The organism is Bacteroides sp. AF39-16AC, from assembly GCF_003602735.1.
GTDB classification, from domain to species: domain Bacteria; phylum Bacteroidota; class Bacteroidia; order Bacteroidales; family Bacteroidaceae; genus Bacteroides; species Bacteroides uniformis.
Window position 1 is genome coordinate 23,265 of sequence record NZ_QTLN01000031.1, and the last position, 11,503, is coordinate 34,767.

Genomic DNA, 11,503 nt, shown 5'->3' on the forward strand with positions numbered 1-11,503 from the left:
AATTGTACATGTCCTCATTCTACAGTCACCGACTTCGCAAGATTCCTCGGCTGGTCCACATCCATTTCCTTGCACACGGCAATGTGATAGGCAAGTAATTGCAGAGGTACCGTAGTTATTAACGGATCAAGGCACTCCATTGTTTCGGGAAGCTCGATGCAAGTGTCGGCTATTTTACTGATGACCGTATCTCCCTTTGTCACAATGGCGATAACCCTGCCTTTACGCGCCTTTATTTCCTGGATATTGCTCAGCACCTTTTCGTAAAGCCCATTTTGGGTGGCAATAACCACCACCGGCATCTCGGCATCTACCAAGGCAATGGGCCCATGCTTCATTTCGGCGGCAGGATAGCCCTCGGCATGGATATACGAAATCTCCTTCAACTTCAAAGCACCTTCCAGGGCTACGGGATAACTGTATCCGCGTCCCAGATAGATAAAGTTGTGTGCATAGGTGAATATCTTGGAAAGTTCCGCTATACGGTCGTTCAGTTTCAAGACCTCCTTCATCTTGTCGGGGATATGTCCCAATTCCTTGACAATTGCCAGGTATTGCCCTTCGTCCATCGTCTTTTTCTCTTTGGCAAGTGTCAGGGCCAGCATGGTAAGCACCGTTACCTGCCCGGTGAAGGCTTTGGTGGATGCCACCCCTATTTCCGGTCCCACGTGGATATAGGAACCCGTGTGCGTGGCACGGGGAATGCTGGAACCGACGGCATTGCAGATGCCATATATAAATGCCCCACGATTTCTGGCAAGCTCCACGGCAGCCAGCGTATCGGCCGTTTCACCGCTTTGCGAGATGGCAATCACCACATCGTTGCTGTCAATCACCGGGTCGCGGTAACGGAACTCACTGGCATACTCCACCTCCACCGGAATACGGCAGAAGCTTTCAATCAAATGCTTGCCGATGAGGGCGGCATGCCATGACGTACCGCATGCCACGATGACGAAGCGTTTGGCCGCCAGCAGACGTTCCTTATAATCAATCACTGCAGAAAGAACCACGTTCGTACCCTCCACATTGATACGCCCGCGCATGCAGTCGCGAATGCAGCCGGGCTGTTCGAAGATTTCCTTCAGCATGAAGTGCGGATAGCCTCCCTTCTCCAGCTGGCCGAGATTGAGCGCTACCGTCTTTACCTCGTGCGGACATTCCACATTCTTCAGGTTAACAACCTTCAGCTTCTCTCCCCGGCGGATGAGGGCAATCTCTTCGTCTTCCAGATACACCACCTTATCCGTATATTCCACAATCGGCGTGGCATCCGAAGCCAGGAAAAACTCACCTTCACCGATGCCCACCACCAGCGGACTGCTCTTGCGTGCAGCGATTATCCCATCCGGATTGTCCTTGTCGAGCACCGCAATGGCATACGCCCCAATCACTTCCTGCAAGGCAAGTTGCACTGCCGTCAGCAGGTCAATATGGTTTGTCACCTGAATGTATTCGATGAGCTGTACCAGCACCTCGGTATCAGTGCTGCTTTTAAATACATAACCTTTGGCTTGAAGTTTTTCTTTAAGGACGGCGTAGTTTTCAATAATGCCGTTATGGATGAGGGCGAGGCGTTCGGAAGAGGAATAATGGGGATGGGCATTGACGGAACAAGGTTCTCCATGAGTAGCCCAACGTGTATGTGCAATACCAATGTTACCGGAAATATCTTTTTGAGCAACGAAAGTTTCAAGTTCCGAAACCTTACCTTTCGCTTTGTACACGTTCAACTGTCGGTTATCACTGATTAATGCTACCCCCGCACTATCATATCCACGGTACTCCAACCGCTTCAGACCCTTGATAAGAATGGGGTAGGCTTTCCTTTGACCTATATAGCCTACTATTCCACACATAATGTATCAGTATTTGATTTTGCGCTGCAAATATACATATTCTTAAGAACATAAAGTTAATCTTTCCACTATTTATTTATCAAAAGAATAGAAAAAAGTTGTTTTTACATCAAAAAGTTAAAGAAAGTGTTATTTTAAAAGCAAAAGGCTTAATTTACAAATCCAAATCAAACCGTCTGATTTTGATTTAGGATTAAAAGAAAACAGAGGGTGTTTTCTATCAATTCATAACTTCATCTTCTATCGCAGGAATTTTGCAAGAAAGAAGGCAGGAATACATATTAGCATTTTGCAATTAACACCATATATTTGCCGAACATTTTGAAACCACAAACAATATTATACAGAAATAAAGAAAGCTTATAATCATGAAACAAGAACTTTTTAACAACAAAACAAAAGCAGAGGATTACCAGCGACAGCCCAAACAGTTGGGCTTGTATGAGGCATCCCATGAGCACGATGCCTGCGGAGTAGGCATGCTGGTCAATATCCAGGGAGGAAAATCACATGAACTGGTAGAATCGGCATTGAAGGTACTGGAAAACATGCGCCACCGTGGAGCGGAAGGGGCGGACAACAAAACCGGAGACGGCGCCGGCATCATGCTGCAGATACCGCACGAATTCATTCTGTTGCAGGGCATTCCCGTTCCCGAGAAGGGAAAATACGGCACCGGCCTGCTTTTCCTTCCCAAAGACGGAAAAGACCAGGCTGTCATCTTGAGCGTCATTATCGAAGAGATTGAAAAGGAGGGATTGACCCTGATGCATCTGCGCAACGTGCCCACTTGCCCCGAAATATTGGGAGAAGCGGCTCTTGCCAACGAACCGGACATCAAGCAAATTTTCATCACCGGATTTACGGAAAGCGAAACCGCCGACCGCAAACTCTATATAATAAGGAAAAGGATAGAGAACAGAATACGCAAGTCGGACATCCCCACCCGCGAGGATTTCTACATCGTCTCGCTCTCTACGAAGAACATCGTCTACAAGGGCATGCTCTCTTCCTTGCAGTTGCGCAACTACTTCCCCGACCTCACCAACAGCTACTTCACCAGCGGGCTGGCATTGGTGCACTCCCGTTTCAGCACCAACACTTTCCCCACCTGGGGACTGGCACAGCCTTTCCGCCTGCTGGCACACAACGGCGAAATCAATACCATCCGCGGCAACCGCGGCTGGATGGAAGCCCGTGAGAGTGTACTCTCCTCTCCCGCCCTGGGAGACATCCGAGAGATACGCCCCATCGTGCAACCGGGCATGAGCGACAGTGCCTCGCTGGACAATGTGCTCGAGTTTCTCCTCATGTCAGGCCTAAGCCTGCCGCACGCCATGGCCATGCTCGTGCCGGAATCCTTCAACGAAAAGAATCCCATCAGCGAAGACCTGAAAGCTTTCTATGAATACCACTCCATCCTGATGGAGCCGTGGGACGGACCGGCGGCACTGCTTTTCAGCGACGGGCGCTATGCAGGCGGCATGCTCGACAGAAACGGACTGCGCCCTGCACGCTACCTGATTACGCAGGGCGGCATGATGGTAGTGGCCAGCGAAGTCGGCGTGATGGATTTCGAGCCGGGAGACATCAAGGAAAAAGGACGCCTGCAACCGGGCAAGATACTGCTTATAGACACCGAGAAAGGCGAAATATATTATGACGGCGAACTGAAGAAACAACTTGCCGAAGCCAAACCATACCGCACTTGGCTGGCCGGCAACCGCATCGAGCTGGACGAACTGAAAAGCGGTCGCAAAGTCTCCCATAGCGTGGAGAACTACGACAGCATGCTGCGCATCTTCGGCTACTCCAAAGAAGACGTGGAACGGCTGATTGTCCCGATGTGTACCACCGGTGCCGAACCCATCAACTCCATGGGCAATGACACCCCGCTGGCAGTACTCTCGGACAAGCCGCAACTACTGTACAACTATTTCCGCCAGCAGTTTGCCCAAGTCACCAACCCTCCTATCGACCCGATACGCGAAGAACTGGTAATGTCGCTGACCGAATACATCGGAGCCGTAGGCATGAACATACTGACACCCAGCGAAAACCATTGCAAGATGGTGAGGTTGAACCATCCCATCCTGAACAACGCCCAGCTGGATATTCTCTGCAACATCCGGTACAAAGGCTTCAAGACCGTGAAACTGCCCCTGCTCTTCGAAGTGGCAAAAGGGTGCCAGGGATTGCAGCAAGCATTGGCAACCCTCTGCAAGCAGGCGGAAGAATCCGTCAACGAAGGAGTGAACTACATCGTGCTTTCCGACCGCGACGTAGACGCCGCCCATGCCGCCATTCCGTCACTGCTTGCCGTGTCGGCGGTACACCACCATCTTATCTCCGTGGGCAAACGGGTGCAGACGGCACTGATTGTAGAAAGCGGCGAAATCCGCGAAGTGATGCACGCCGCACTGCTGCTGGGCTTCGGAGCCAGCGCACTGAATCCGTATATGGCTTTTGCCGTCATCGACAAACTGGTGAACGAAAAGGAAATACAGCTCGATTACGCCACTGCCGAAAAGAAATATATCAAGTCCGTCTGCAAAGGCTTGTTCAAGATTATGAGCAAGATGGGCATCAGCACCATCCGTTCTTACCGGGGCGCGAAAATTTTCGAGGCCGTAGGACTGAGCGAGGAGTTGAGCAATGCCTACTTTGGCGGACTGAGTTCACGCATCGGAGGCATACGCCTGGATGAAGTGGCACGCGACGCCATCGCCTTCCACAAGGAAGGGATGGAGGTTCTTAAAAAGAAGGGGGAAGCGGAGCTATTGCCGAACCGCGGACTGTATGCCTTCCGCAAGGATGGTGAGAAGCACGCCTGGAACCCGGAAACCATCAGCACACTGCAACTTGCCACACGCCTGGGAAGCTATAAGAAATTCAAGGAGTTCACTGCCATGGTAGACAGCAAGGAATCTCCCATCTTCCTGCGCGATTTCCTCGACTTCCGCCGCGCTCCTATCAGCATAGACCGGGTGGAACCGGTAGAGAACATCGTACAGCGCTTTGTCACCGGCGCCATGTCCTACGGCTCCATCAGCCGCGAAGCCCACGAAGCCATGGCTATTGCCATGAACAAGCTGCATGGCCGGAGCAATACGGGCGAAGGAGGCGAAGACCGGGCACGCTTCATGCCGCGCAAAGACGGCACCAGTCTGCGCAGCGCCATCAAGCAGGTGGCCTCAGGACGTTTCGGTGTCACCGCAGAATATCTGGTGAATGCGGACGAAATACAAATAAAGATTGCCCAAGGCGCCAAGCCGGGCGAAGGCGGGCAGCTGCCGGGCTTCAAAGTGGATGAAGTGATTGCCAAGACACGTCACTCCATTCCGGGCATCTCGCTGATTTCTCCTCCACCCCACCACGACATTTACTCCATCGAAGACCTGGCACAGCTCATCTTCGACCTGAAGAACGTGAACCCACGGGCAAAAATCAGCGTGAAGCTGGTGGCAGAAAGCGGTGTGGGCACCATTGCCGCCGGTGTGGCAAAGGCAAAGGCCGATTTGATAGTCATCTCGGGTGCAGAGGGCGGTACGGGAGCTTCTCCTGCATCATCCATCCGCTATGCAGGTATCTCGCCCGAACTCGGTTTGAGCGAAACGCAGCAGACACTGGTGCTGAACGGCCTGCGCGGACAAGTGATGCTGCAAGTGGACGGACAGCTCAAAACAGGCCGTGACATCATACTGATGGCAATGCTCGGAGCCGAAGAATTCGGTTTCGCCACCAGCGCCCTGATCGTACTGGGTTGCGTAATGATGCGCAAATGTCACCAGAACACCTGCCCCGTAGGGGTGGCGACACAGAACGAAGAACTGCGCAAGCGCTTCCGCGGACGCAGCGAGTATCTGGTGAACTTCTTCACTTTCCTGGCCCAAGAGGTACGCGAATACCTGGCGGAAATCGGGGTGGAACGCCTGGACGACATCATTGGACGTACAGACCTTATCGTCCGCAAGCCGGATGACGGAATCAGGAAACATCAGTTGATAAGCTTCGACAAACTACTGGCACGCGTAGACAATGAAGCCGCCATCCGCCACGTCACCGACCAACAGCATGGCATCGACCATGTGAAAGATGTAGAGATGCTACATGCCGCCACCGAAGCCGTAGAGAACCAGAAGGAAATCTCGCTGGAGTACACCATCGCCAATACCGACCGTGCCTGCGGCGCCATGCTCTCTGGTGTCATTGCCGCAAAATACGGAGAAAAAGGGCTGCCCGAACATACGCTGAACGTGAAGTTCAAAGGCTCTGCCGGGCAGAGTTTCGGGGCATTCCTTGTCCCGGGTGTCAACTTCAAGCTGGAAGGCGAGGCCAACGATTATCTGGGCAAAGGTCTGAGTGGCGGACGCATCGCTGTCCTGCCTCCGGTACGGAGCAACTTCGAGGCAGAGAAAAACACGATTGCAGGCAACACCCTGCTTTATGGCGCCACAAGCGGTGAAGTTTACATCAACGGCCGTGCAGGCGAGCGCTTTGCCGTCCGCAACTCCGGTGCCACAGCCGTAGTGGAGGGTGTAGGCGACCACTGCTGCGAGTATATGACCGGCGGGCGTGTGGTAGTACTCGGACAGACGGGACGCAACTTTGCCGCAGGCATGTCCGGCGGTGTGGCCTACGTATGGAACCGGGACGGCAACTTCGACTATTTCTGCAACATGGAAATGGTAGAACTGAGCCTCATCGAAGAGGCCTCCTACCGCAAGGAACTGCACGAGCTCATCCGCCAGCACTACCTGTACACCGGTTCCAAACTGGCACGCACCATGCTCGATGACTGGCCACGCTATGCCGACCAGTTCATCCAGGTAGTCCCTATCGAATACAAAAAAGTGCTGCAAGAGGAGCAGATGCAGAAATTGCAACAGAAGATTGCAGAAATGCAACGCGATTATTGAATCGCGAATTAATAATGAAAGAATGAAAGACTGAGGAAATTCCCCTTTCATTCTTTAATTCTTTAACTTTTTAATTTGTTCATCATGGGAGATCCAAAAGCATTCCTCAATATCCCCCGCCAAGAGGCGGGTTACCGTCCGATACACGAACGTATCACAGACTTCAGCCAAGTGGAACAGACACTGAACAGCCACGACCGCAAGCTCCAGGCCTCGCGCTGTATGGACTGCGGCGTACCCTTCTGCCACTGGGCATGTCCGCTGGGCAATAAAGACCCAGAATTCCAAGACGCGCTCTACCGGGGCAAATGGCGCGAAGCCTATCAAATACTGAACAGTACGAATGATTTTCCGGAATTTACGGGACGCATCTGCCCTGCCCTTTGCGAGAAGTCGTGCGTACTGAAACTCTCGTGCAACGAACCGGTCACTATCCGCGAGAACGAAGCCGCCATTGCCGAGGCTGCTTTTCGCGAGGGCTACATCACCCCCCTCCAGCCCGAACGCAACGGAAAGAAAGTAGCCGTCATCGGCGCCGGCCCTGCCGGATTGAGCGTTGCCGTACGGCTGAACGCCAAAGGTTACGAAGTTACCCTATTCGACAGCAAACCGATGCCGGGAGGACTGCTGCGCTATGGCATCCCCAACTTCAAGCTGGACAAAGCCGTCATCGACCGCCGCATGAAAATCCTCGAGGCCGAAGGTATCTTGTTCAAGATGGGAGTCCATGTCGATGTGCAGAAACTGCCCGTCGGATTCGATGCCTACGCCATTTGTACCGGTACGCCCACCGCCCGCGACCTCTCCATTCCGGGCAGGGAGCTGAAAGGCATCTACTTTGCCCTCGACATGCTGGCACAGCAGAACCATATTCTGGATGGAGATACCTTCCCGAAAGACCAACTCGTTAACGCCCGCGGCAAACGGGTACTCGTCATCGGCGGCGGCGATACCGGGTCTGACTGTATAGGCACCAGCATTCGCCAGGGAGCCGTCAGCGTAACCCAGATTGAAATTATGCCCCAACCACCCATAGGACACAACCCGGATACTCCCTGGCCGCAATGGCCCGTCGTACTGAAAACCACCAGCAGCCACGAAGAAGGCTGTACCCGTCGATGGTCCCTCGCCTCTACCCGGTTCATCGGGAAGAATGGCAAGGTATGCGGTGTGGAAGTGGAAGAAGTGGAGTGGCTTCCGGCAACAGACGGTAACCGCCCTACCATGAAATCTACGGGTAAGAAAGAGGTCATCGAAGCCGATATGGTGCTTCTTGCCATGGGTTTCCTCAAGCCCGAGCAACCGAAGTTTGCAGAGAACGTATTCGTGGCAGGCGATGCCGCCCACGGCGCCAGCCTCGTAGTACGTGCCTTGGCCGACGGACGACGAGTGGCAACAGAAATAGACCGTTACCTCGAACCTCTAAAAGAAAACAAGAAATGATTTCCCTTTCTTTAATTTTTAACCTTTAATTTTTAATTCTCATGTGTGGAATAGCAGGAATCTTCAACATACAGTCTCAAACTCCTGAGTTGAGAAACAAAGCGCTACGGATGGCGCAGAAAATCCGTCATCGCGGACCGGACTGGAGTGGTATCTACGTAGGCGGCTCCGCCATCCTCGCCCACGAACGCCTCTCCATTGTCGACCCGGAATCCGGTGGACAACCCTTATATTCACCCGACCGCAAACAGGTGCTTGCCGTCAATGGCGAGATTTACAACCATCGCGACATCCGTGCCCGCTATGCCGGAAAATACGCCTTCCAGACCGGTTCCGACTGCGAAGTCATCCTTGCCCTTTACAAAGACAAAGGCATCCGCTTCCTCGAAGAGCTGAACGGCATCTTCGCCTTCGCCCTCTATGATGAAGAAACGGACGATTACCTCATCGCTCGCGACCCCATCGGCGTAATCCCCCTTTATATAGGACGCGACAAGGATGGACACATCTACTTCGGCAGTGAGCTGAAAGCCCTTGAGGGTTTCTGCGACGAGTACGAGCCTTTCCTTCCCGGCCACTACTACCGTGGGAGCGAGGGCAAGATGCACCGCTGGTACACCCGCGACTGGATGGACTATGCCGCTGTGAAGGACAACTACACTCCTGCCGCCGAACGCAACGCTGCGCCGGCTTCGATAGGCCGAACAGCCTACGGCACACAAGTCACTGCCGTGCACGATGCCCTCGAAGCCGCCGTACAGCGCCAGTTGATGTCCGACGTCCCCTACGGTGTCCTGCTCAGTGGCGGACTCGATTCTTCCGTCATCTCTGCCATCGCCAAGAAATATGCCGCCAAACGCATCGAGACAGACAACAAGGCAGATGCCTGGTGGCCGCAGCTCCATTCCTTCGCCGTCGGCTTGAAGGGTGCTCCCGACTTGATTAAAGCCCGCGAAGTGGCCCGTCATATCGGTACCGTGCATCACGAGATAAACTATACCGTTCAGGAAGGCCTCGATGCTGTCCGCGACGTCATCTATTTCATTGAGACTTACGACATAACCACTGTCCGCGCCTCCACCCCCATGTATCTGCTGGCGCGTGTCATCAAAAGCATGGGCATCAAGATGGTACTCAGCGGCGAAGGTGCAGACGAGGTGTTCGGCGGTTATCTTTACTTCCACAAGGCGCCCACACCGCAAGCCTTTCACGAAGAAACCGTGCGCAAGCTCTCCAAACTGCATCTGTACGACTGCCTCCGTGCCAACAAAAGCCTTGCAGCCTGGGGAGTGGAAGGACGTGTCCCCTTCCTCGACAAAGAATTCCTGGATGTTGCCATGCGCATCAATCCGGCAGTCAAGATGTGCCCCGGCAAGGAGATAGAAAAGAAAGTAGTCCGCGAAGCCTTTGCCGACATGCTCCCTCAGAGCGTTGCCTGGCGGCAGAAAGAACAGTTCTCCGACGGTGTGGGCTACAGTTGGATTGATACGCTGAAAGCCATCACTGCCGCTGCCGTCAGCGACGAACAGATGGCACATGCCGCCGAACGCTTCCCAGTACATACCCCGCAAAACAAGGAAGAGTACTATTATCGCACCATCTTCGAAGAGCATTTCCCCAGTGAAAGCGCAGCCCGGAGCGTTCCCAGCGTACCCAGTGTGGCATGCTCCACCGCCGAAGCGCTGGCATGGGACGCCTCTTTCCAAGGAAAGAACGACCCCAGCGGACGAGCAGTAGCGGGGGTACACGAAGAAGCATACAAGGATTAAAAAAAGAGCTGCCGACAGATTTCCTGCCAGCAGCTCTTCTCATTTTTTATTTATCAAATCCTATCGGACTAAAACATCATTGTCTGTCCGCCAATCACACCTGCCACAGCACTCGCTACGGCAATAATAAGTTTCAAAATCACATTCCACGTTTTCTTCATAAAGATTATCCATTATCTGATTAATAATTCATAGCTACCGTTATCCCAGTGGATTCTCACCTTGGTCTCCATCCGAATCCGAGCCTCCTCCTTCCAAACCGGAGCCGCCATCTGTAGAAGTCTTCCCCTTAAGATAATCATCCAAACTCACCAAATCCAGCCTTTCTCCAGCACGGGTAGCAGCCTTCGATATCTTCAGTTCCCTATTCGCCTGAAAACAGATACGGACGCTCTCCACACTCTTGGCTGTCACGTCATCAGCCTTTTCCTCACCTTTCGATTTGGCTGCCAGTATAAAGACACCCAGCCCGGCTATATTAACCGTCTTTCCTTCCAGCAACTGCTCTTTCAGCTTTTCCACAAAGTTCTGCATCGTACTCTTGATGTCACCGATAGACAGAGAAGAGCGGTCTTGCATCTTCTGTGCAATAAACGCCAAATCCACGCTTTGCCCCAATGTCACCAACTGCGGATAATACTTCTTGGGAGAGTTTTCAACCCTGGGGTCCGACGGTCTCTCCACCGTCCTGAAAATTACACTCATACTTTTTTTCTTTAGAGATTTAAATTCGTTTTCTTATTCACACGTTTCGTTGATCAACGATGCAAAGGTGAGGATTAAAAACTGTGCAGCCAAAGAAAAAAGGTGCTTGGGAGTAGTTTTTCTGAGAAAAGTGATAAAGTATTATAAATCAACAAAGAGCATCTCTACAATATACACTTCTTCATTTCATCTACTATGTATCTCACATCCTCATCCGTCACATAAGGACCACTCGGCAAACAAAGACCACGCTTGAACAAGCCCTCACTGACACCATTAACATAGGCAGGATTAGCCGAATAAACCGGCTGGAGATGCATGGGCTTCCATAAGGGACGGCTCTCGATACCGGCTTTATCCAAACAAACACGCATGGCCTCCACATTACGGTTAGGCTCACAAGAAGTATGGACACTAACTGACTCATGAGTAACACCCGCGGCACCACCAACGGCACCTTTCACTGTCTCACGGTAGGCATCCTCCTCACCTCTCACATGCAGATTCCCGTCAAGCAGTACCGTGTTCAGCCAATAATTACTATCATAGCGTCCGGAAGGATTCTCATGAAGCGTGATTCCTTCCACATCAGCCAACAGCTCACGATACAGACCGCACAGATGCTTATGGTGCGCTATGTGCTCATCCACCACCGTCATTTGGCCGCAGCCGATACCCGCACAAATGTTACTCATCCTATAATTATAGCCTATACGCTCATGCTGGTAGTAGGGATAGGACTCACGGGCCTGGGTAGCATAGAACATTATCTCACGCTTGGACTCCTCGTCAGGGCAAATCAGGGCAC

At 52.5% G+C, this 11,503-nt stretch carries 7 protein-coding genes; 3 read left to right on the top strand and 4 right to left on the bottom strand.

What is annotated here, in order from left to right:
• Positions 1-14: 14 nt before the first annotated feature.
• On the bottom strand, positions 15-1,859 hold the full coding sequence (gene glmS, locus DW039_RS18520; RefSeq protein WP_120382217.1) for a glutamine--fructose-6-phosphate transaminase (isomerizing): 1,845 nt from the start codon (positions 1,857-1,859) through the stop codon (positions 15-17).
• A gap of 365 nt (positions 1,860-2,224) precedes the next feature.
• On the opposite strand from glmS, the gene gltB reads away from it, so the two are divergent.
• The 3 genes from gltB (at position 2,225) to asnB (ending at position 9,990) form a co-directional block, all read left to right on the top strand.
• The gene (gene gltB / locus DW039_RS18525) at positions 2,225-6,778 is read left to right on the top strand and encodes a glutamate synthase large subunit (RefSeq protein ID WP_371682775.1); all 4,554 of its coding nucleotides are present in this window, start codon (positions 2,225-2,227) and stop codon (positions 6,776-6,778) included.
• 84 nt (positions 6,779-6,862) lie between these two features.
• Positions 6,863-8,221, top strand: a complete 1,359-nt coding sequence (locus DW039_RS18530; protein WP_009038340.1) for a glutamate synthase subunit beta — start codon at positions 6,863-6,865, stop codon at positions 8,219-8,221.
• Between the two features lie 41 nt (positions 8,222-8,262).
• A complete protein-coding gene (gene asnB, locus DW039_RS18535; protein WP_120382219.1) occupies positions 8,263-9,990 on the top strand; it encodes an asparagine synthase B in 1,728 nt (575 codons plus the stop codon).
• A 68-nt stretch (positions 9,991-10,058) separates the two neighbouring features.
• On the opposite strand, the gene DW039_RS21005 is transcribed toward asnB, so the two are convergent.
• The 3 genes from DW039_RS21005 to DW039_RS18545 form a co-directional block, all read right to left on the bottom strand.
• Positions 10,059-10,151 carry a smalltalk protein gene (locus DW039_RS21005; protein ID WP_005837261.1) on the bottom strand — a complete coding sequence of 31 codons (93 nt, stop codon included), beginning with the start codon at positions 10,149-10,151 and terminating at the stop codon, positions 10,059-10,061.
• Between the two features lie 40 nt (positions 10,152-10,191).
• On the bottom strand, positions 10,192-10,695 hold the full coding sequence (locus DW039_RS18540; RefSeq protein WP_120382220.1) for an HU family DNA-binding protein: 504 nt from the start codon (positions 10,693-10,695) through the stop codon (positions 10,192-10,194).
• 164 nt (positions 10,696-10,859) lie between these two features.
• Positions 10,860-11,503, bottom strand: a 644-nt coding sequence (locus DW039_RS18545) for a DegT/DnrJ/EryC1/StrS family aminotransferase (protein WP_207810842.1), incomplete at its 5' end; no start/stop codon positions are given.